At 62.9% G+C, this 21,936-nt stretch carries 20 protein-coding genes and 1 riboswitch; of the genes, 12 read left to right on the plus strand and 8 right to left on the minus strand.

From position 1 onward, the window contains the following. Window positions 1-61: 61 nt before the first annotated feature. From cyoE to Herbaro_RS04020, 3 genes are all read right to left on the minus strand, one after another. Complete coding sequence (gene cyoE / locus Herbaro_RS04010) at window positions 62-925, minus strand: heme o synthase (RefSeq protein ID WP_275012551.1); 864 nt, start codon at window positions 923-925, stop codon at window positions 62-64. An 89-nt stretch (window positions 926-1,014) separates the two neighbouring features. Continuing rightward, on the minus strand, window positions 1,015-1,431 hold the full coding sequence (locus Herbaro_RS04015) for a CopD family protein (RefSeq protein ID WP_275012552.1): 417 nt from the start codon (window positions 1,429-1,431) through the stop codon (window positions 1,015-1,017). Continuing rightward, window positions 1,428-1,781, minus strand: coding sequence for a DUF3817 domain-containing protein (locus tag Herbaro_RS04020; protein ID WP_275012553.1), 354 nt, complete (start codon window positions 1,779-1,781; stop codon window positions 1,428-1,430). Before Herbaro_RS04020 ends, Herbaro_RS04015 begins: the two co-directional genes overlap by 4 nt. A gap of 416 nt (window positions 1,782-2,197) precedes the next feature. On the opposite strand from Herbaro_RS04020, the gene Herbaro_RS04025 reads away from it, so the two are divergent. After that, window positions 2,198-2,938 carry an SDR family NAD(P)-dependent oxidoreductase gene (locus Herbaro_RS04025; RefSeq protein WP_275012554.1) on the plus strand — a complete coding sequence of 247 codons (741 nt, stop codon included), beginning with the start codon at window positions 2,198-2,200 and terminating at the stop codon, window positions 2,936-2,938. Window positions 2,939-3,203: 265 nt separating this feature from the next. Further along, window positions 3,204-4,709 (plus strand): DASS family sodium-coupled anion symporter, encoded by a 1,506-nt coding sequence (locus Herbaro_RS04030; RefSeq protein WP_275012555.1) that lies wholly within the window; start codon window positions 3,204-3,206, stop codon window positions 4,707-4,709. A 228-nt stretch (window positions 4,710-4,937) separates the two neighbouring features. On the opposite strand, the gene Herbaro_RS04035 is transcribed toward Herbaro_RS04030, so the two are convergent. The 4 genes from Herbaro_RS04035 to Herbaro_RS04050 all read right to left on the minus strand — a co-directional run bounded on the left by Herbaro_RS04035 (window position 4,938) and on the right by Herbaro_RS04050 (window position 9,514). After that, window positions 4,938-6,122 (minus strand): MFS transporter, encoded by a 1,185-nt coding sequence (locus tag Herbaro_RS04035; protein ID WP_275012556.1) that lies wholly within the window; start codon window positions 6,120-6,122, stop codon window positions 4,938-4,940. A 22-nt stretch (window positions 6,123-6,144) separates the two neighbouring features. After that, on the minus strand, window positions 6,145-6,867 hold the full coding sequence (locus tag Herbaro_RS04040; RefSeq protein ID WP_275012557.1) for an alpha/beta hydrolase: 723 nt from the start codon (window positions 6,865-6,867) through the stop codon (window positions 6,145-6,147). Window positions 6,868-7,527: 660 nt separating this feature from the next. Then, window positions 7,528-8,553: an alcohol dehydrogenase AdhP gene (gene adhP / locus Herbaro_RS04045; RefSeq protein ID WP_275012558.1), complete on the minus strand. Its 1,026-nt coding sequence runs from the start codon at window positions 8,551-8,553 to the stop codon at window positions 7,528-7,530. Window positions 8,554-8,755: 202 nt separating this feature from the next. Further along, window positions 8,756-9,514 carry a DeoR/GlpR family DNA-binding transcription regulator gene (locus tag Herbaro_RS04050; protein WP_275013954.1) on the minus strand — a complete coding sequence of 253 codons (759 nt, stop codon included), beginning with the start codon at window positions 9,512-9,514 and terminating at the stop codon, window positions 8,756-8,758. Between the two features lie 156 nt (window positions 9,515-9,670). Here Herbaro_RS04050 and glpD point away from each other — a divergent pair, with 156 nt between their 5' ends. The 10 genes from glpD to Herbaro_RS04100 all read left to right on the plus strand — a co-directional run bounded on the left by glpD (window position 9,671) and on the right by Herbaro_RS04100 (window position 20,132). Beyond that, entirely contained in the window at window positions 9,671-11,206 is a 1,536-nt protein-coding gene (gene glpD, locus Herbaro_RS04055; protein ID WP_275012559.1) for a glycerol-3-phosphate dehydrogenase, read from the plus strand. Between the two features lie 47 nt (window positions 11,207-11,253). Then, window positions 11,254-12,351, plus strand: a complete 1,098-nt coding sequence (locus Herbaro_RS04060) for an ABC transporter ATP-binding protein (RefSeq protein WP_275012560.1) — start codon at window positions 11,254-11,256, stop codon at window positions 12,349-12,351. A gap of 1 nt (window position 12,352) precedes the next feature. Next, the gene (locus tag Herbaro_RS04065) at window positions 12,353-13,441 is read left to right on the plus strand and encodes an ABC transporter ATP-binding protein (protein WP_275012561.1); all 1,089 of its coding nucleotides are present in this window, start codon (window positions 12,353-12,355) and stop codon (window positions 13,439-13,441) included. Between the two features lie 3 nt (window positions 13,442-13,444). Beyond that, a complete protein-coding gene (locus tag Herbaro_RS04070; RefSeq protein WP_275012562.1) occupies window positions 13,445-14,335 on the plus strand; it encodes a carbohydrate ABC transporter permease in 891 nt (296 codons plus the stop codon). Beyond that, on the plus strand, window positions 14,328-15,146 hold the full coding sequence (locus tag Herbaro_RS04075) for a carbohydrate ABC transporter permease (protein WP_275012563.1): 819 nt from the start codon (window positions 14,328-14,330) through the stop codon (window positions 15,144-15,146). The genes Herbaro_RS04070 and Herbaro_RS04075 overlap by 8 nt, the downstream gene beginning before the upstream one ends. 2 nt (window positions 15,147-15,148) lie before the next feature. Continuing rightward, window positions 15,149-15,433 (plus strand): DUF2160 domain-containing protein, encoded by a 285-nt coding sequence (locus Herbaro_RS04080; protein ID WP_275012564.1) that lies wholly within the window; start codon window positions 15,149-15,151, stop codon window positions 15,431-15,433. Window positions 15,434-15,561: 128 nt separating this feature from the next. Further along, the gene (locus tag Herbaro_RS04085) at window positions 15,562-17,298 is read left to right on the plus strand and encodes an ABC transporter substrate-binding protein (RefSeq protein WP_446719305.1); all 1,737 of its coding nucleotides are present in this window, start codon (window positions 15,562-15,564) and stop codon (window positions 17,296-17,298) included. Between the two features lie 157 nt (window positions 17,299-17,455). Beyond that, window positions 17,456-18,943: a glycerol kinase GlpK gene (gene glpK / locus Herbaro_RS04090; RefSeq protein WP_275012566.1), complete on the plus strand. Its 1,488-nt coding sequence runs from the start codon at window positions 17,456-17,458 to the stop codon at window positions 18,941-18,943. A gap of 111 nt (window positions 18,944-19,054) precedes the next feature. Beyond that, window positions 19,055-19,540 carry a FecR family protein gene (locus Herbaro_RS04095; protein ID WP_275012567.1) on the plus strand — a complete coding sequence of 162 codons (486 nt, stop codon included), beginning with the start codon at window positions 19,055-19,057 and terminating at the stop codon, window positions 19,538-19,540. Next, window positions 19,533-20,132 (plus strand): OmpA family protein, encoded by a 600-nt coding sequence (locus Herbaro_RS04100; protein ID WP_275012568.1) that lies wholly within the window; start codon window positions 19,533-19,535, stop codon window positions 20,130-20,132. The genes Herbaro_RS04095 and Herbaro_RS04100 overlap by 8 nt, the downstream gene beginning before the upstream one ends. A 272-nt stretch (window positions 20,133-20,404) precedes the next feature. Here the strand turns inward: Herbaro_RS04100 and Herbaro_RS04105 are convergent, their stop codons facing one another. Continuing rightward, entirely contained in the window at window positions 20,405-21,616 is a 1,212-nt protein-coding gene (locus tag Herbaro_RS04105) for an HD-GYP domain-containing protein (protein WP_275012569.1), read from the minus strand. Window positions 21,617-21,838: 222 nt separating this feature from the next. Further along, window positions 21,839-21,911, plus strand: a riboswitch (Fluoride riboswitch). Window positions 21,912-21,936 lie beyond the last annotated feature (25 nt).

A 21,936-nucleotide genomic window follows, 5' to 3' on the forward strand; every position in this document is an offset into this window, starting at 1 on the left:
CGGCGAACCGGAGGGAAGGCCGGCGATCTTGCGATTGCGGTGATGGGGCGCGGAGCCTCAATTATCGGATGCTTAAGGCGGTCAGCGCCATCGCCACATTCAGCACCACGATGACAGCGATCGAGGAGATGAATATCTTTCTTGCCCACTGAACCTCATCGGTCGCGCTAAAGCCCTGAAAAGCCAATCTCAACCAATACAGTCCGATGGCGAGCGAAGGAACCAGATAGATCGGGCCGGCATAGCCCAGCAGCGAGAGAACGGGGACAGTCGCCGAAAATGCGGCGATATACCCAGCCATTTGCCGCTTGGCGGCGGGCCAGCCTTTGATCGCGGGATAAACCGGAATCGAGGCGGCTTGATAGTCCGCGGCGCGAAATATTGCAATGGCATAGGAATGAGGCATCTGCCACAAGCTGAACATCACCAGCAAGGTGATTGCCGCCGCATCAAACTGGCCACTGGCGGAGCAATAGCCGACTACTGGCGGTATGGCGCCCGACAGGCTGCCTGCCAATGTGCCGTAAACGGATTTACGTTTGAGAAGGGATGTGTAGAGTCCTACGTAGACGGCATAGCCGACGAGAATCAATGCTGCGGGAAGGTATTGTCCTGTCGCCGCGTAGAGGAGGGCGACGCCACCAATGCCCAAGCAGAGAACAATCGCTTTGGCTGCGACAGTCGATATTTCAGATTTCACCAGCGGCCGGTCCCGGGTTCGCGCCATCAATGCATCGATATCTCGATCAAGGATGTTGTTGGCAGCACATGCCGAAGAAATGACAAGCGCCACGCTTATCGCAACCAGCATCCCCGTGATCCACCGGATATCTCCAGAGGATCCCAGGAAATATCCGCCTGTGACTGCGACAAGATTTCCTGCGACGATGCCGGGCTTGATTAACTTCAGATACGTTCGGAACATAGTGATAAACGGGGCGCCTGCATTGCAGGACAGCGTTCCTCAAGCAGGATCGCGCGGTGAGTGATTTCGGAAGACAGGTCAGATGATCTTCAAGACGGCTTTACGACAGCCAGGACTGCAATGCCCATGAGGGAGATGAAAATCATGGGGAGCAGTGGCCACGATGTCGATGCGACTCCGTTGGCGACCCGTCGCAGTCTCCCGGATTGGATGCCGTGAGCGGCTGATAGAACGATGACAAGGAAGAGTTTCGCCTTGAGCCATGGCGCGTCGAACCAGTGGCCGGTTAGAACGAGTCCCAGGCCAAACGCCCAGACCAGGATCATCGCTGGCGTCGTCACCGCGTGATCCCAACGCCTGAGTGTCGTTGCAATGCCGGAAACGCCTGCGCTGTTTCCCCGTGCCGACCAGAGAAACGCAGATACGGCCACTACACCGCCAAAGAAGACTAAGGCAGAGACGACGTGCATTGCCTTGATCCAGGGATAGAAGGCGGCGAGGCTCATGGTCGCGTCGCCGGGCGCAGCAGGTTGATTTTTCGGGAAACCAGGGACGCATTGAAAAATCCCCCGGCTGGCAAGACGGCCAGCACAATCATTCTGAGCACTTCCCCAGCGCGCCAGTCCGTTGCGGAGCTTGTCTGAATGATGATCCAGAGATAGGCGCAAAATGCGATCCCGTGGATCGGTCCCATGATTTCTACACCCAGCGGCCAGCCGCCCCAGTGCTTTAGCGGAACCGCGATTGCCAGCAAGAGAATGAGCGTTGTCGCCTCAAAAAGGGAAGTCAGTTCGAGGCGGCGCAGTTGCTTCACCTCGTCCGGGGAGGTTTGATTGGGAGGGGCGGTATCGGGCATGGTTATCTCCAAATGTGCCCGACAATGTAGCTTTTTCAGTGCTGGTAAGGTGAGGACGAAAGCGGACTTAAATGGCTCAATTCCAGCCATTTTTTAGCGAGGGCATTCTGTTTCTTTTTTTGGTAATGGATCGTCAAATATCAATGACCCGATTGAAAACCGCACTCCATTGAATTGTCTGGATTCGATGAATTTTGGACTCGACGCATAACGCGTTGATGCCGTGTTCGCCATATCGAAGAGACTTCATCTCCCATTCCTGCCAAGCACATCTACCCATTCCACGATTTATTTGCCAATCAGTATCCAAGTCATTGGGGCAGGCGCACGCGCTGCCTAATATATCCGCAGCTTGCATCCAGGCGCTGGCGCCACGCGGGCAGTTGGTTCTTCCTCATCCTCTCAGGAGTCAAATCGTGGGTTCACTCACCGGAAAGGTCGCCTTGGTAACGGGCGGCAGCAGGGGTATTGGCGCGGCCGTCGCGTATCGGCTGGCGCAGCAGGGTGCGGACGTTGCGCTGACCTACGGCGCTTCGCGCGACAAGGCGCTGGCCGTGTCCAAGCAGATCCGCGCGCTGGGGCGGCGGGTGGAGATCATCGCGGCGGATGCGTCGGATGCGCAGCTTGTCCAGGCCGCTGTCGAGACCACGGTGTCGACGCTGGGGCGGCTGGATATCCTGGTCAACAATGCCGGCAACTTCCTGACCGCGCCGATCGACGAATTGTCCATCGACGACTACGACCGCACGTTCTCCGTGAATGTGCGCGCGGTGTTCGCGGCGATCGCGCAGGCGTCGAAGCATTTGCCCGACGGCGGCCGCATCATCTCCATCGGCAGCTGCCTGGCGCTGCGGCCGGGGCGGGCCGGGGTGAGCTTGTATGCGGCGAGCAAGGCGGCGCTGGTGGGGCTGACCAAGGGCGTGGCGCGCGACCTGGGCAAGTGCGGCATCACGGTCAACCTGATACAGCCGGGGCCGGTCAATACCGATATGAACCCGGAAGACGGTCCGCGCGCTCCTGCCACGCGGGCGGCGCTGGCGCTTGCTTCCTACGGCCAGCCGGACGATATCGCGGCGATGGTCCTGCACCTGGCGGGGGAAACCGGGCGCTACATCACGGGCGCCGTGCTCGATGTGGATGGCGGTTTCAATACCTGATCCGTGGCATGAGTGAAGATGGCCTGACGCCAGTTGGCGCCAGGCCGTTTTTTTTGTCCCTATCCCTGGCTTGCGGGCTTCCTGGCCCGGGAGCCTCCGTATTTCCACCGGCTCGCCGGGGAAATTCACCATTTGCTGGCGCAGATCAAGTCCTGCGCGCTCTGTCATAGGCCTGCGGTCACAAGCTGACTATACTGGGCGCCGGGATGCCGTGCGGCAATGCCGTGCGCAGCATCAGCCATTGACTCGTCACCGGGATGACACCATGTTCGCAAAACTCAAGGCAGGCTTTCAGTACTTCAATGGGGCGGTGCCGTTCCGCCTCGGGCCTGCGCTGATCACCACTGCGGTGCTGATCGCGCTGCTGCTGGCGCCGTGCCCGCAGGGGCTGGAGCCCAAGGCGTGGAGCCTGGTGGCGATCTTCCTGACCACCATCGTGGCCATCATCCTCAAGGTCATGCCCATCGGCGTGATGGCGATGATGGCCATCGTCATCGTGTCGCTGTCGCAGGTGACGTCGAACTCCTCCAAGGGCGCCATCGCCGACGCGCTGGCCAGTTTTTCCAATCCCCTGATCTGGCTGATCGTGGTGGCGATCCTGATCTCGCGCGGCTTGAAGAAGACCGGCCTGGGCAAGCGCGTGGGCCTGATGTTCATCGCCTTGCTGGGCAAGCGCACCATCGGCATCGGCTACGGCCTGGCCATCTGCGAGCTGGTGCTGGCGCCGTTCACGCCCAGCAATACCGCGCGCGGAGGCGGCATCGTGCATCCGATCATGAAGTCGATTGCCAACGCTTTCGATTCCGATCCGGCCAAGGGCACGCAGGGCAAGGTGGGCAGCTATCTGGCGCTGGTCAATTACCACGCCAATCCGATCACCTCGGCCATGTTCCTGACCGCCACCGCGCCCAATCCGCTGGTGGTGAACTACGTCGCCAAGGCCACCGGCAACGCGCTGCAGCTATCGTGGACCACCTGGGCCCTGTGCATGCTGCTGCCGGGCCTGGTGTGCCTGCTGCTCATGCCGATGGTGATCTACCTGCTGTCGCCGCCCGAACTCAAGGCCACGCCGAACGCGGTGGACTACGCGCGCGGCGAGCTGTCGAAGATGGGGCCGCTGGCGGCCAGCGAGAAGGTGATGCTGGGCACGTTCGCGCTGTTGCTGCTGCTGTGGGCCAACGTCCCAGCCATGCTGCTGGGCGCCGCCTTCATGCTGGATCCGACCGTGGTGGCCTTCGTGGGCCTGTTCGTGCTGATCATCACCGGCACCATCGACTGGGATGACGTGCTCTCGGAAAAGAGCGCCTGGGATACGCTGGTATGGTTCGGCGCGCTGGTCATGCTGGCCGAGCAACTGAACAAGACCGGCGTGGTCGCGTGGTTCTCGGAGGGCATGAAGGGCGCGATCATCGCCAGCGGGATGGGATGGTTCTCGGTGGCGGCGGTGCTGCTGTTGGTGTTCGTGCTGTCGCACTATTTCTTCGCCAGCACCACGGCGCACATCAGCGCGATGCTGCTGGCCTTCCTGACGGTGGGCGCGCAGTTGCTGCCGCAAGACTATGTGATGCCGTTCATGCTGATGATGACGGCGGGCTCGGCGATCATGATGACGCTGACCCACTACGCTACCGGCACCTCGCCGATCATCTTCGGCAGCGGCTACGTTTCCATGGGCAAGTGGTGGGGCGTGGGGCTGGCGATGGCGGTGGTGGAGCTCCTGGTCTTCGCCACCGTGGGCAGCCTGTGGTGGAAGCTGCTGGGATTCTGGTAGAAACGGATGTCGGTTCGACGATAAAAAAGGGAGGCCTGGCCTCCCTTTTTTGATGTAACCCGTCCTGAATTAGGGTGACGGCCGCAGGCGGGAAAAATGGGGGAGCAATCGGTTCGCATCTATAACTACGAACGGCCGGAATAAGAAACGCCCTATGCGGTGCATCGGGCGTCTATGTTGCTGTAAAACCTGTCAGCTATCTTTGGACTGGAGACCAGGCGGCTTACCCTAGCTTTTGAAATAGGTCCTTTGTGCCGATGCATAGGCAAGAAAGCCCAGAATCGCCACCGCCTGCAAGAGCCAGTATCCATAAAAGTAGCCTTGATCCACACTCCATAAGACAGCCACCAGTAATGGCAATGTGATCCGGCCTATAGTGCTCCAAAATGCGATATATCCATTGATAGCAGCTGCCCCCCACGGGCCAAGATATTGAGGGACAGCGGTGGCGCGGACAATTGTCCAGCCTCCATGTGCGATTCCATACAAGAAGACGAAGATGATCAACAGAGATGCGCTCACGCCTGATATATGAAGTAGTAGCACGGCCACTGGAAAGATCAGAATTAAAATCAAATTGATCTGATGAACTTTTTTGCCCATGTCGATCATCAGAATAGGCACTCTAGATAGAGTCTGAAGGGCGCCAATGGCTGCAGGAGCCCACAGTGCTGTTTCTGAGGAAATACCTCTCTCCGTCAGCATGGGGACGAGATGCGCCGCCACAGTCGCAGACAGCGCTCCGATTGCAGACGTGAACACAGCAAGTGAGAGGTAGATCCTACGTCTGCGGTACGCAACTGCAATGAGCGGAATGTTAGCTGCCTGGCTTACCGATTCCATCTGTATGGGCGATTCGGCTCCACCATAGATTGCTCTCAGTGCGAGCCAGTGCCCAGGAGCGCAGATCAGGACGTTTAACATCGCATAGAAGAGCAGGCAATTCCGCCAGCCCATTTCAGCTATCAGCCAACCACTGAGAGGAAGAAACAACGTGCTCGAAAATCCGGTGATAAGCGAGATGACTGTTATCTTGCGTCGATAGCTCGTTGGGAAAACCATTGTGACCAACGAGAACAGAGGCGTATAAAGCGTACAAGAAAAGGACGTACCGATTAGTGCCCACGCGGTTTGGAACTGCAGCAATGAATTCGCTTGACTGAGCATCCACAATCCGGCGCCTGCTAGTAGAGATCCTCCAACCATCACATACATCCCCAGGTTCCGTGCGATCCATCGGCCGACAATGATCGAGCACAGTCCTTCAAGCAATAGCGCCACAGGGAATGCAAGAGCAGTGGGGCCTCTATTGAGGCCAAGATCGGTTTCGACAGGAACCAAAATCAGTCCAAAGATATAGTAGGAGGTTCCCCACGAGACAAGCTGAATTGCGGCCAGAGCGTTTATGGCCATGCCATGGGACTTCTGTTCAACGCTAATCATTTTCTTGGGTGTCAAGCGAGTTGACGATCGCATCGGCCACTCGAGCTACAGCGTCAGGGTGGGAGTTCAGGAATGGTCCGAGCTGGTGAGGTGCGGCTTCAACGAGCAGCTCGGAAATGCGATCAGCAGGCGCTGCTTGTGCGATTAGCTTGAATACTTCTGGTGGAATTACGTCGTCAAGTTCTGACCTGAATAGCAGTGTCATACCCCGATAGCCGTCAAAGGCTGAGACGATGTCGGCATTCCTCCAGCTTCGCGGGCGGCGGATGATCTCGGAGAACTCAGGACCATAGGGTATGCTGATCGCTTGCTTGGCATAGATGGCCGGATTGAACAGTGCCAAGCATCGGATCTTATGGCCGAACACTCGCAGCAGCTCGATGGCCACCTGCCCGCTCATGCTGAATGCCATGACTACCAGCGGCAGTCCTTGAGGCAGGATGAGTCGTTCAATGATCGTCGTGGCTTCATCTATTCTTTTTTTTATCGAACCGGGAGCGCGGTTGGTGCTTTCACCCCAGCCCGAAAAATCGAACGCCACAGACGGTATGCCCCTGTTGGCCAATTCCATGCAAATAGCGTCACCCCGTTCCTTATTGGAGTTGCCTGCGCCATGCAGATAGATGCCGCTCCAGCGCGGCTGGGAGGTTCGCGCAGGAAAGCGCTTGACGGCGATTTCCTCTTCATTGATTTGCAAGCGCATCGATTCGGTCATAGTCGTGTTCAATTACCAATGATCGCCAGTCCTTAGGCGCTACGGAAGTTTTCTGAATATCCTTGCTAATAATGAAGCGAGAGAGCCAACGGTCATGCTCACTTTTATTTTCTTTCAGGGTTAGCTATTGCGTCGGATTTAGCAGGTCATTGCGCTGCTTGCGAGGCTGAGAAACAAGTTGCCTGGCATCGGCGTAGGTCAAGGAAACCTAAAGATCATCACCGGCATTGATGAGGACTTTCACATTTGAATTTTTCATCAGTAACACTATCTTTAATTGCCACAGTAGCTTTGGGATACACAGAGGAGATTCCGTTTCTCAGACTGTAAATGCAGCGCCCGTAGCTATCATTTGCATTTTTCCTGTGAATATTTCGCCCTGGGTGCCGTAAGCAAAAATAAGGTAATGGCATGGCATACTGCGCGGTCGTTCATCAAAAAAAATCGATGCGACCAAAAGGTTTTTTTCATATCAATGCCTTGCCAAAGTGATCGGCCTCGGTTTCTCGGTTTCTCCATGGCGGTGGTGGAGCTCCTGGTCTTCGCCACCGTGGGCAGCCTGTGGTGGAAGCTGCTGGGATTCTGGTAGAAACGGATGTCGGTTCGACGATAAAAAAGGGAGGCTTGGCCTCCCTTTTTTGTTTGATGCGGCAGGATGGATCAGCTCAGGTCGAGCACGATGCGTCCGTCGATCTTGCCCTGTTCCATGCGCTCGAAGATGGCGTTGATGTTATCCAGCTTGTCCCAGCTGAAATGCGCCGCCACCTTGCCTTCGGCTGCGAACACCAGCGACTCTTCCAGGTCCTGGCGCGTGCCGACGATGGAGCCGCGCACGGTGATGCGCTTCAACACCGTATTGAACACCGGCAGCGTGATGTCGCCCGGCGGCAGGCCGACCAGCGCCATGGTGCCGCGCGCGCGCAGGAAGCCGAAGGCCTGTTCCATGGCCTTGGGCGAGACCGCCGTCACCAGCGCGCCGTGCGCGCCGCCGACGATGCGCTGGACATCGGCCACGGCGCTGGCGCTGCGGCCGTCGACCACCATGTCGGCGCCCAGCTTCCTGGCCAGCGCCAGCTTGTCCTCGTGGATATCGGCCGCCACCACGTGCATGCCCATGGCCTTGGCGTACTGCACCGCCATGTGGCCCAGCCCGCCTATGCCGGAGATCACCACCCACTCGCCGGGCCTGACCTCGGTTTCCTTCAGGCCCTTGTAGACCGTCACCCCCGCGCACAGCACCGGCGCGGCGGCGCCGAATTCCAGCGCGGCCGGCAGGACGCCGACGTAGTTGGGATCGGCCAGTCCGTATTGGGCGAAACTGCCGTTGACCGAGTAGCCGGTATTTTGCTGGTCGGCGCACAAGGTCTCCCAGCCGGTGCGGCATGGCTGGCAGCAACCGCAGGCGGTGTGCAGCCAGGGCACGCCGACGCGGTCGCCTTCCTTGATGCGCTTCACGCCGGCGCCCAGCGCGGCCACGTAGCCCACGCCCTCATGGCCGGGGATGAACGGGGGATTGGGCTTGACCGGCCAGTCGCCGTGCGCCGCGTGCAGGTCGGTATGGCACACGCCGCTGGCCTCGAACTTGACCAGGACCTGTCCCGGGCCGGGGACTGGCACGGGCACTTCTTCAATGCTGAGGGGTTTGCCGAATTCGCGGACGACGGCCGCTTTCATTGTTTGCGTCATATGCGCTCCGAGGGAATCCAAAGGAAATGCGCGGGAGGCGCAAGCGAAGGTACAACGGTGCGTGCGCGCTTGCCCGCCATTGCACTATCCTCCCCGGAGCGCGGGGACGTAAATCGGCGATTGCTGCGGGTTTGATCCACGTCGTGAATCGGGAAGATAAAAGCGCCGGCGCGGGCGGCCGGCGTCGGGAACGCAAGAAAGCTTATTTCGCGATCACGACCTCGACGTCGGTTTCGGCCAGCAGCTTGGCCAGCTCCGGCGGCGGCGCGGCATCGGTGAACAGCGCGTCGACCTGCGACAGATGCGCCATCTTCACCAGCGCCTGGCGCCCGAACTTGCTGGAGTCGGCCACCAGCCAGACCTGCCGCGACTGCTCGATGATGGTCTGCGCCACCTTGACCTCGCGCGCGTCGAAGTCGCGCAGCACGCCATCGAGCTCGATGCTGGAGATGCCGATGATGCCGATGTCGACCTTGAACTGGCGGATGAAGTCGATGGTCGCCTCGCCGACGATGCCGCGGTCGCGCGCGCGCACCACGCCGCCGGCCACGATCACTTCCGACTCCGCATTGCTGGCCAGCATGTTGGCGACGTTGAGGTTGTTGGTGACGACGTGGATATTCTTGTGCCGGTGCAGGGCCTGGGCCACTTCCTCGGTGGTGGTGCCGAGGTTGAGGATCAGCGAACAACCGTCCGGCACGCGCGCGGCGACCGCCTTGCCGATGCGCCGCTTGGCGTCGGCGTTCATCACCTGGCGTTGCGGGTAGGCGATGTTCTCGGTCGAGGAGAGCAGGCCGACGCCGCCGTGGTAGCGCGCCAGCAGCTTGGCGTCGACCATGGATTTGACGTCGCGCCGCACCGTCTGCGTCGTCACGTTGAGCTTTTGCGCCAGCTCTTCCACTGAAATGGTGATGTGCTTGCGCACGCACTCCAGCAGGGTTTGTTGCCGTGGATTAAGCATCATGGTCGGGGAAGTTATCAAGTACGAACATTTAAGAACATAAACGAACTCAAAACAACAAATAACTGTTGATTATTTTTCGTGTTGTCGCGTATCGTACTGAAAAAAATCGCAATTCATGAGAATTAGCGAGGAATAAATCCGGAGACAACGCGAATGGCACTCGAATACGATCTATTGGTGGTCGGCGGTGGCATCAACGGCGCGGGTATCGCACGCGACGCCGCAGGCCGCGGCCTGCGCGTGATCCTGTGCGAGCAGCACGACCTGGCGCAGCACACCTCGTCGGCCAGCACCAAGCTGATTCACGGCGGCCTGCGTTATCTCGAATACTACGAATTCAAACTGGTCCGCAAGGCGCTGCAGGAGCGTGAAGTGCTGCTGCGCGCGGCGCCGCACATCATCTGGCCGCTGCGCTTCGTCATGCCGCACGACGCCAGCCAGCGCCCGGCCTGGATGATCCGCGCCGGCCTGCTGATGTACGACTACCTCGCCAAGCGCGAGATACTGCCCGCATCGCACGGCCTGAAGCTGAGCGAACATGCCGCCGGCAAGCCGCTCAAGGGCGGCTACCGCAAGGGCTTCGTGTATTCCGACGGCTGGGTCGACGACGCGCGCCTGGTCGCGCTCAACGCGCTGGATGCGCACGAGCGCGGCGCCCGTATCATGACGCGCACCAAATGCGTCAGCGCGCGCCGCGACGGCGACCGCTGGCATGCCGTGCTGGAGAGTGAAAATGAAGGCCGCACGCAGGTGCTGGAAGTGCAGGCGCGCGCCATCGTCAACGCCGCCGGGCCATGGGCCGCGCGCTTCGCCGACGCGGTGCCGGGCGCGAAGAAGAGTTACAACCTGCGCCTGATCAAGGGCAGCCACATCGTGGTCAAGCGCCTGTTCGACCATCCCTACGCTTATATTTTCCAGAATCCCGACAAGCGCATCATCTTCGCGATTCCCTACCAGGATGACTTCACGCTGATCGGCACCACCGACCTCGAGTACCACGGCGACGCCGGCCGGGTCGAGATCAGCAGCGAGGAAGTGGCCTACCTGTGCGAGATGGCCAACCGCTATTTCACGCGCCAGATTTCCACGGCCGACGTGGTGTGGACTTATTCCGGCGTGCGTCCGCTGCTCGACGACAGCGCCGAGAACGCCTCGGCCATCACGCGCGACTACCTGCTCGAGTGCGACGCCGCCGGCGCGCCCCTGCTCAACGTCTGGGGCGGCAAGATCACCACCTACCGCAAGCTGGCGGAGGAGGCGCTGGCCATGCTGTCGGAAGGCCTGGGCGTGCAGGACCGGCCCTGGACCGACGGCGCGCCGCTGCCCGGCGGCGACCTGCAGCAGCCGGGCAAGCTGGTGGCCCGCTATGACTTCGACGGCTTCCTGCAGGAGTTTTGCCGGCGCCATCCCTGGTTGCCGGCGGACCTGGCCAGGCGCTACGCGCGCAACTACGGCGCGCGCGCCGACCGTCTGATCGGCAGCGCCGCCAGCCTGGCGGAGCTGGGCGAGGAGCTGGCGCCGGGCCTGCATGAGGCCGAGGCGCGCTACCTGGTCGGCGTCGAATGGGCGCGCGGCGCGGACGACATCCTGTGGCGCCGAAGCAAGCTCGGCCTGTACTGCGGGCCGCAGCACGTGGCGCGGCTGGAGGCATGGCTGGCGCAGCAACGCGCATCGGCGCCGTCGGCGTAGCGGCAAGCGATCAACGCAGCAGAATAAAACAGCAGCAAGGAGACAGCGTGACCCTGGAACTGAAACAAGTGGCCAAGACGGTCGGTGCCGAAACGCACCTGTACCCGCTTGACCTGACGCTGGCGGCGGGCGGCATCAACGTCTTGCTGGGCCCGACCCAGGCCGGCAAGACGTCGCTGATGCGCATCATCGCCGGCCTCGACAAACCCACCGGCGGCCGCATCCTGGTCGATGGCCAGGATGTCACCGGCGTCGGCGTGCGCGAGCGCAACCTCGCCATGGTGTACCAGCAATTCATCAACTACCCTGGCCTGTCGGTGTTTGAAAACATCGCCTCGCCCTTGCGCCTGCAAAAGAAGCCGCAGCAGGAGATCCGCCAGCGCGTGACCGAGATCGCCGAGAAGCTGCACATCGCGCACCTGCTGCAACGCCTGCCCGGCGAGCTCTCCGGCGGACAGCAGCAGCGTACGGCGCTGGCGCGGGCGCTGATCAAGCGCGCGCCGCTGGTGCTGCTGGACGAGCCGCTGGTGAACCTCGACTACAAGCTGCGCGAGGAATTGCGCAGCGAACTGATCTCGCTGTTCACCGGCGGCGGCACCACCGTCGTGTACGCCACCACCGAGCCGCAGGAAGCGCTGCTGCTGGGCGGGTACACCGCGGTGATGCACGAAGGCCGCCTGTTGCAGTTCGCGCCGACGCTGGAGCTGTTCAACGCGCCGGCATCGACCGAAGTCGCCGCGATCTTCAACGATCCGCCGATGAACCTGCTGGAGGCGACCGCGATCGCCGCCGGCGGCGAGGCCGCCGTGCGCATGGACGACGGCAGCGTGCTCGACATCGCGGGGCGCGGCCTGCGCCTGGCCGAGGGCCAGCGCTGCAAGGTCGGCATCCGCTGCAACGACGTGCGCCTGCAGCCGCTGGCCGGCCCCGGCGTGAGCCTGGCCTGCCGCGTGGCGCTGGCCGAGCTGAGCGGTTCGGAAACCTACATGCACCTGCGCCATGGCGAGGTGCCGCTGGTGGCGCAGTTGCCCGGCGTGCACGAGTTCGAGATCGGCAGCACGGTCAAGGTCAGCATCGGCGCGGCGCAGGTATTCTTGTTCGACACAGAGGGCCGCCTGCTGAGCGCCCCGACGGAGGCGCACTGACATGGCCCGCATTGAATTCCGAAACCTCGGTCACGCCTACGGCGGCAAGCCGGCAGACCTGAAGGACTACGCGCTGCAGCCGATGAACATGGTGTGGGAGGATGGCGGCGCCTATGCCTTGCTGGGGCCTTCCGGCTGCGGCAAGTCGACGCTGCTCAACATCATCTCCGGCCTCCTGCAGCCGTCCGAAGGGCAGGTCCTGTTCGACGGCGTGGACATGACGCAGAAGGCCACGCGCGAGCGCAACATCGCGCAGGTGTTCCAGTTCCCGGTGCTGTACGACACCATGAGCGTGTTCGACAACCTGGCCTTCCCGCTGCGCAACCGCAAGGTGCCCGAGCGCGAGGTGCAGGCGCGCGTGCACGAGATCGCCGAGATGCTCGAGCTCACGCGCGACCTCAAGCAGCGCGCCGCCGGCCTGGCCGCCGACGCCAAGCAGAAGATCTCGCTGGGCCGCGGCCTGGTGCGCAAGGACGTCGCCGCCATCCTGTTCGACGAGCCGCTGACGGTGATCGATCCGCACATGAAGTGGGAGCTGCGGCAAAAGCTCAAGGAGATCCACCACCAGCTCAAGCTCACGCTGATCTATGTGACCCACGACCAGGTCGAGGCGCTGACCTTCGCCGATGAGGTGGTGGTCATGACCGAAGGCAAGGTGGTGCAGCAGGGCAAGCCGGAGGCGCTGTTCGTGCGGCCCGACCATACCTTCGTCGGCTACTTCATCGGCAGCCCCGGCATGAATTTCTGCCCGCTCGGCATCGAGGGCGACGCGGTGCTGCTCGGGCGCCAGCGCGTGCAGCTGGAGGCCGCGCAACTGCAGGCCTTGAAGAACGCCGGCGGCAACCTGAAGCTGGGCATCCGGCCGGAGTTCGTCGAGCTGGCGGCGGCCGGCGCGGCCGGCGCCGTCAGCGCCGAGGTGATCCAGGTGCAGCACCTGGGCACCAGCCAGCTGGTGACGGCGCAGTTCGACGGCATCACCGTCAAGGCGCGCGTGGCGCCGGCGGTGAAGGTGGAGACCGGACAGCAGTGGCTGCGCCTGGCCAAGCCGGAGACGATCTATTTCAGCAACGACGAGAGAATAGGGCGCTAAAGCATGGACAAGCCAATCAACAACAAGGCATGGTTCTTCATCCTGCCGGTGTTCCTGACGGTGGCGTTCTCCGCGATCATCCCGCTGATGACCGTGGTCAACTACTCGGTGCAGGACATCATCAGCCCCGAGCAGAGCGTGTTCGTCGGCCTCGAATGGTTCAAGGAAGTGATGCGCGACGGCGAGCTGCACTCGGCCCTGCTGCGCCAGCTGGTGTTCTCGTTCTGCGTGCTGCTGGTTCAGATCCCGCTGGGCATCGTGCTGGCGCTGGCGATGCCGCACAAGGGCTGGAAATCCTCGGCCACGCTGGTGATCCTGGCCATGCCGCTGCTTATTCCATGGAACGTGGTCGGCACCATCTGGCAGATCTTCGGCCGCGCCGACATCGGCCTGGGCGGCCACGTGCTCAACCTGCTGGGCGCCAACTACAACTACGCCTCCAATCCGGGCGACGCCTGGATCACGGTGCTGGTCATGGACGTCTGGCACTGGACCCCGCTGGTGGCGCTGCTGGCCTTCGCCGGCCTGCGCTCCATCCCGGACGCCTACTACCAGGCGGCGCAGATCGACGGCGCCAGCCGCTGGGCGGTGTTCCGCTACATCCAGCTGCCCAAGATGCGCGGCGTGCTGGTGATCGCGGTGCTGCTGCGCTTCATGGACAGCTTCATGATCTACACCGAGCCCTTCGTGCTGACCGGCGGCGGCCCCGGCAATTCGACCACCTTCCTGAGCCAGTACCTGACGCAGAAGGCGGTCGGCCAGTTCGACCTCGGTCCGGCGGCGGCATTCTCGCTGATCTATTTCCTCATCATCCTGCTGCTGTCCTTCGTGCTCTACAACTGGATGCAAAGCGCAGGCAACGGCGGCAACGCGACAGGCGGCAATCATGAATAAAGACTCGCAGGGCGGCCTGACGCGGCTGGCGGTGATGGCGCTATACGTGGCCTTCACGCTGATCCCGCTGTACTGGCTGCTGAACACTTCGCTCAAGACCAACGAGGAGACCCTGTCGGTCTTCACGCTCTGGCCCAATGCGCCCACGCTGGACAACTACAAGGTCATCTTCACCGATCCGTCCTGGTACTCGGGCTACATCAATTCCATCATCTACGTGGCGATGAACACCGTCATGTCGCTGCTGGTGGCGTTGCCGGCGGCGTATGCGTTCTCGCGCTACCGCTTCCTCGGCGACAAGCACATGTTCTTCTGGCTGCTGACCAACCGCATGACGCCGCCGGCGGTGTTCCTGCTGCCGTTCTTCCAGCTGTACTCGACCATCGGCCTGTCCGATACCCACATCGCCGTGGCGCTGGCGCACATGCTCTTCAACGTGCCGCTGGCGGTGTGGATCCTGGAAGGCTTCATGTCCGGCGTGCCGCGCGAGATCGACGAGACCGCCTACATCGACGGCTTCTCCTTCCCGCGCTTCTTCGTGCGCATCTTCCTGCCGCTGATCAAGTCGGGCGTGGGCGTGACGGCCTTCTTCTGCTTCATGTTCAGCTGGGTGGAGCTGCTGCTGGCGCGCACGCTGACCTCGGTCAACGCCAAGCCGATCAGCGCCATCATGACGCGCACCGCCTCGGCCGCCGGCATGGACTGGGGCATCCTGGCCGCGGCCGGGGTGCTGACCATCGTTCCCGGGGCATTGGTGATCTGGTTCGTGCGCAACCACATCGCCAAGGGCTTCGCCATGGGGAGGGTGTGATCATGGCCAATGCATTTTCATGGATGTCGTGGACGCTGCCGGTGGCGGTGTTCTTCATCTGCGTCGCCCTGATGCTGGTGGGCATGACGGTGTGGGAGATCCGCTCGCCCACCACCGAGCGCAAGGGCTTCCTGCCCATGCGCACCACCCGCGGCGACCGCCTGTTCATCGGCCTGCTCAGCGCGGCCTACATCAACCTGGCCTGGGTCGGCCTGACCGACCTGGACCAGTGGTACGCCGCGGCGATCGGCTTGGCGGCCTTGCTGCTGGTCATGCGCAAGGGTTGATCTCGAATGTGACATCGGATTGGATTTCCGGTTTGCGATCAGCGGAAACCTGGAATGAAATGACGTCCCGGGGAATGTCCTTCCCAACCCGGCGCGGCCAATTTTGGGGAAGGTGACGAGGAGACATGATGCAAAAACTCAAACTAACAGTGCTCTCGGCTGCGTTGGTGATGGCGGGTATCGCCGGCAGCGCCTGGGCAGACACAAAGGCCGCCGAGAAGTGGGTCGATTCGGAGTTCCAGCCCAGCACCCTGTCGCGCAAGCAGCAGGTCGACGAAATGCAATGGTTCATCGACACCGCCGCCAAGCTCAAGGCCAAGGGCGTCAAGGAGATCCACGTGGTCTCCGAAACCCTGGATACCCACGCCTATGAATCGAAGACGCTGGCCAAGGCCTTCGAGGAAATCACCGGCATCAAGGTCATCCACGACGTGATCCAGGAAGGCGACGTGGTCGAGAAGATGCAAACCTCGCTGCAATCGGGCAAGTCGATCTACGACGGCTGGGTCAACGACTCCGACCTGATCGGCACCCACTACCGCAACGGCCAGACCGTGGTGCTGACCGACTACATGGCCGGCCCCGGCAAGGAATTTACCAACCCCGGCCTGGACCTGAAGGACTTCATCGGCACCAGCTTCACCACCGCGCCGGACGGCAAGCTGTACCAGCTGCCGGACCAGCAGTTCGCCAATCTTTACTGGTTCCGCGCCGACTGGTTCGCCCGCAAGGACCTGCAGGACAAGTTCAAGGCCAAGTACGGCTATGAGCTGGGCGTGCCGCAGAACTGGTCGGCCTATGAGGACATTGCCGACTTCTTCACCAACGACGTGAAGGAACTGGACGGCAAGAAGATCTACGGCCACATGGACTACGGCAAGAAGGATCCGTCGCTGGGCTGGCGCTTCACCGATGCCTGGCTGTCGATGGCCGGCGCCGCCGACAAGGGCCTGCCCAACGGCCTGCCGGTCGACGAGTGGGGCATCCGCGTGGCCGACGACAAGTGCACCCCGGTGGGCGCCTCGATGGCGCGCGGCGGCGCCACCAACTCGCCGGCGGCCGTGTATGCGCTGACCAAGTACCTGGACTGGATGAAGAAGTACGCGCCGCCCGAGGCGCTGGGCATGACCTTCTCCGAAGCCGGCCCGGTGCCCGCGCAAGGCCACATCGCGCAGCAGATCTTCTGGTACAGCGCGTTCACCGCGGGCATGACCAAGCAAGGCCTGCCGGTGGTCAACACCGACGGTTCGCCCAAGTGGCGCATGGCGCCCGGCCCGCACGGCCCGTACTGGAAGGACGGCATGCAGAACGGCTACCAGGACGTCGGCTCGTGGACCTTCCTGAAGAGCACCCCGCCCAACCAGATGGCGGCAGCCTGGCTGTATGCCCAGTTCACCACCGCCAAGACGGTGTCGCTGAAGAAGTCCATCGTGGGCGTGACCTTCATCCGCGATTCCGACATCCGTTCGGAATACTTCACCAAGAACGCGGCCAAGTACGGCGGCCTGATCGAGTTCTACCGCAGCCCGGCGCGCGTGGCATGGACGCCGACCGGCAACAACGTGCCTGACTATCCGAAGATGGCGCAGCTGTGGTGGAAGAACATCTCGGCGGCGATCTCCGGCGAGAAGACGCCGCAAGGCGCGATGGACAACCTGGCCGACGAGATGGACGGCATCATGGCGCGCCTGCAGCGCGCCGGCATGAAGCAGTGCGCGCCCAAGCTGAACCCGAAGAAGGATCCGGCCAGCTGGATGTCGGACAAGGGCGCGCCGTGGACCAAGCTGGCCAACGAGAAACCCAAGGGCGAGACCATCGCCTACGACAAGCTGCTGCAGGCATGGAAGGACGGCCGCGTGCGCTGATCTCCCGGGATCTTTGCATGCAGGCCAGGACGTCATTCCGGCGAGGGCCGGAATGGCGTCTTTTTTATCCGGCCGGAGGCTGGAACGACGATGTGATCCGCCGCGGCGCGCATGCTCTTTTCGCACGCCGCGGCACTGAATTCTTGTAAGGGATGTCATGGCTTATCTGCTTGCCCTCGACCAGGGAACCTCCAGCTCGCGCAGCATCATCTTCGACGAGAGCGGCGCCATCGTGGCCGCCGCGCAGCAGGAATTCCCGCAGATCTTCCCGCAGCCGGGCTGGGTTGAGCACGACCCGCTGGACCTGTGGAACAGCCAGCTGCAGACCGCGCGCCAGGTGCTGGCGCAAAGCGGCATCAAGGCCGGCGAGCTGGCCGCGCTGGGCATCACCAACCAGCGCGAGACCACCGTGGTGTGGGAGCGCGCCAGCGGCCGCCCGGTGTACAACGCCGTGGTGTGGCAGGACCGGCGCGCCGAGACGGTATGCGCGCAATTGCGCGAGCGCGGACTGGGCCCGGCCATCCAGGCCAAGACCGGTCTGGTGCTGGATCCGTATTTCTCCGGCACCAAGCTGCGCTGGATACTCGACAACGTCCCCGGCCTGCGCGAACGCGCGCAGCGCGGCGAGCTGCTGTTCGGCACGGTGGACGCCTGGCTGATCTGGAACCTGACCGGCGGCCGCCTGCACGTCTCCGACGTCTCCAACGCCTCGCGCACCATGCTGTGGAACATCCACACCGGCAACTGGGACGAGGAGCTGCTGGCGTGGCTGGAGATCCCGCGCTCGATGCTGCCCGAGGTGCATGCTTCGTCGCATCTCTACGGCGAAGTCGACGCGCAGCACCTGGGCGCGGCCGTGAAGATCGCCGGCATCGCCGGCGACCAGCAATCGGCGCTGTTCGGCCAGGCCTGCTTCAGCCCCGGCATGGCTAAGAACACCTACGGCACCGGCTGCTTCATGCTGCTGCACACCGGGGAGCAATGCGCCACCTCGCGCAACGGCCTCATCAGCACCGCCGCCTGCCAGGCCGGCCCGACGCCGCAGTATGCGCTGGAGGGCAGCGTCTTCATCGGCGGCGCGGTGGTGCAGTGGCTGCGCGATGGCCTCAAGGCCATCAAGACCTCTACCGACGTCGAGGCGCTGGCCGCTTCCGCCGAGGACTCGGGCGGGGTGGTGTTCGTGCCGTCCTTCACCGGCCTGGGCGCGCCGTACTGGAATCCCTCGGCCAAGGGCGCCATCGTCGGCCTGAGCCGCGGCAGCACGGTGGCGCACATCGCGCGCGCGGCGCTGGAGTCGATCGCGTTCCAGAGTACCGCGCTGCTCGAAGCGATGGTGCGCGACGCCGTCTCGCCCATCACCGAATTGCGCGTGGATGGCGGCGCCGCGGCCAACAATCTCCTGTTGCAGTTCCAGGCCGACCTGCTCGGCATCCCCGTGATCCGTCCGCAGGTGACGGAAACCACGGCGCTGGGCGCGGCTTACCTGGCGGGGCTGGCGACCGGGGTCTATCGCGACTTGTCGGAGCTGTCGGCGCAGTGGAAGATGGAGCACACCTTCCTGCCCACCATCAGCCGCGACCATGCCTTGTCGAAAATGCAAGGCTGGGAGCGCGCCATTGCGCAGGTGCGCGCCGGCGACGCCTGAATGCGTTGCGCCGCCGCGAAATAGCCTGTCATATTGCCGCGGCTCAATGAGTTGCTCGCTGGAATCTGCCTATAATCGTGCTCCGGAGCGATAACGAAAAAAGGGAGTCCGATGAAACGGAGCAGGGGTTCGCTGGCGGGCAAGGGCATGCTTGCCTTGGCGCTGGCGTCGGCGCCAGCGTGCGGCGCCATGGCGCAGACCGCGCAGGCGGCCGAGAAGACGCAGGCCGGCATCGTCAAGGTGGTGAGCGGCGACGTGCAGGTGCAGCGCCAGGAGCAGATGCTGTCGGCCCAGGTGGGCAGCAGGCTGTACGCAGGCGACCGCGTGTTCACCGGGGCCGACGCCGCGGTCGGCATCACGCTGCGCGACGACACGCTGATGTCGCTCGGTCCCAGGACCAGCTTCGTGCTGGAAGACTTCAGGTTCAACGAAAGCTCGGGCGAGGGCAACGTCGCCGTGCGCGTGGCCAAGGGCACCTTGCGCTACGTCTCCGGCTTGATCGGCAAGCGCGCTCCCGAGCGCCAGCAGATCGCCACGCCGACGGCCACCATCGGCATCCGCGGCACCGACTTCATCGTGGAGGTGGCCGGTGAATAAGCTCCGACATTATTTCCTGGCAGGCCTGGCCGTGCTGGCGCTGGCGGCCTGCGCCGGCCCCAGGGAGCGCTTCGTGCTGCTGCCGCAGCCGGATGGTTCGGCCAGCAGCATCGTGGTCAAGACGGCGTCCGGCGAGACCGCCCTGAGCACGCCCTATGCGGCGGTCGACACCGAGGGCGGCAAGCCCGGCAAAGGTACGACGCTGACCGAGGCCGAGGTGCAGGCGCGCTACGCGCCGCTGCTGCGTAACCTGCCGCAGCGCCCGCGCAGCTATGAGCTGCTGTTCGAGCTGGGCAGCGACCGCCTGACGCCGGATTCGCGCAAGCTGCTCGACCAGGCGATCGAGGAGTTCCGCGGCTTCCCGGCCGGCGAATTCATCCTGGTGGGCCACGCCGACAACATCGGCAGCGACGCCGTCAACGAGACATTGTCGGTGCGCCGGGCACGCCTGGTCGAGCGCGAGCTGGTGCGCGCCAGGATCGCCCCGCTCAGCATCGAGGTGGTGGGCAAGGGCTCGCGCGAGCCGCGCGTGCCCCAGAAGAAGGGCGTGCCGGAACCGCGTAACCGTTTCGTCGAGATCCGTATCCGCTGAGGCCCGCACGCGCGAAAAAAAGCCCGCCCTCAGGCGGGAATGCCGTTCAGTTAAGCACTGAACGGCATTATTTTTTTGGTTGTTGGAAGTGAAGCTCCGTTCGCCCTGAGTAGCGGCGTATCGAAGGGCCGCTTAGGGCGATGCCCTTGGCAAACAGGCTTCGATACGGTCCCGTGGACCTACTCAGCCCGAACGGGGCGCATAGGGAGCATCGCGCGCTTAACTGAGCGGCATTACGCTCTCAGGCGGGCTTTTTCATGTGCGCAGCGCGTTCAGGACGGCGTGCGCGTGCTGAGCAACTGCAGCGAATCGAGGTGGCTCACGCGCGCCCACTCCTCGCCGCCTCGGGCGACGATGGTGTCGGCGTCGGGCGTGGCCAGCAGGTCGAGGATCTCGGTGTCGCTGACTTCCATGCTGTCGTTGTAGCGGAACACCTTGAGCACCGGGCGCGTCAGGTCCTTGGCGTTCTGCCGGATCACGAAGCCCGAGCGGCCCGACTCCAGCTTGACGATGGAGCCCACCGGATAGATGCCCAGCGTCTTGACGAAGGCCAGGAACATCGCGCGGTCGAAGTGGCCGGTCCAGGAGGCCATGGCCGAGATCGCCTCGGCCGGATCCCAGCCGCGCTTGTAGGGGCGCTCGGAGGTGAGCGCGTCGTACACGTCGCAGATCGCGGCCATGCGCGCATACAGCGAAATGGTGCCGCCGCGCTGGCCTTCCGGGTACCCGTTGCCGTCGATCTTTTCATGGTGATGCAGGCAGACGTCGCGCGCGTAGTCGGGCACGTTGGGATCCTGGCTCAGATACTTGTAGCCCAGCTCCGGGTGCTTGCGCACGATGGTGAATTCTTCCTCGGTCAGCTTGCCGGGCTTGTTCAGGATCTCGTGCGGGATGAAGGCCTTGCCGATGTCATGCAGGAAGCCGCCCAGGCCGGCCTCGCGGCAGGCGGTCTCGTCCATGCCCAGGGTGCGGCCCAGCGCCACCATCAGCGCGCACACGGCGACCGAATGCAGGTAGGTGTATTCGTCGGCCAGCTTCAGGCGCACCACGCTCATGAGCGCATTCGGGCTTTGCATCACCGAGCTGGCGATTTCCTCGACCACCGAAACGCAGCGGTCCATGTCCAGCACCTTGCCCATGCGGATCTCGGCGAACATGGCCTGGGTTGCCTTCTTGGCGTTCTCGCGCAGGGCCTGGGCGTCCATCAGGGCCGGGTCCAGCTGCGGCATGGGGGCTTCGGGCGGCGCGGCTTGCGGCTCTTCTTCCGCGACTTCGCCGTCTTCCTGCGCCTGCTGGACGTCCTTGCCCTTGGCGGTGTCGATCCAGCAATGCGCGATGCCGCTGGCATGCGCCTGTTTCAGTTCGCTTGGATTCTTGATGAGGAACTTGTTCTTCCAGAAGGGATGGTTCATCCACGCGGCATCGTCGAAGCCGGCGAAATACATCCCGAGGACCAGTTCCTCCACTTTTATTTTCTTCAGCATGTCTGCGCTTCTTCCCCCGTGCGAGCCGGAGGGTATATCTGTGTTGTCGTGCAAGGCGGGAAATTCGCGGCGCTGTCCCCAGGGGTTGCCGCGCGCCAATGATCTCACATGGCCGCCCGGATGGGAACGGGCGCGGCCGCGGCGTCACAACGCGACAACGCCGGCCGTTCCCGGAATAATCTGGTCGGGCGACGATTGTCCGGCCGCCTGAAACTTGCTACCATGCGAGCCGGAGATGGCATTCCTCCCTGAACCGCCGCCGGCATCTGCCGGGGCTGATGATGCCTACGGACCCTGGAAGAGGGGACTGTAGGCGCGCG

Origin of the sequence: Herbaspirillum sp. WKF16 (genome assembly GCF_028993615.1) — a bacterium.
Lineage (GTDB): Bacteria > Pseudomonadota > Gammaproteobacteria > Burkholderiales > Burkholderiaceae_D > Herbaspirillum.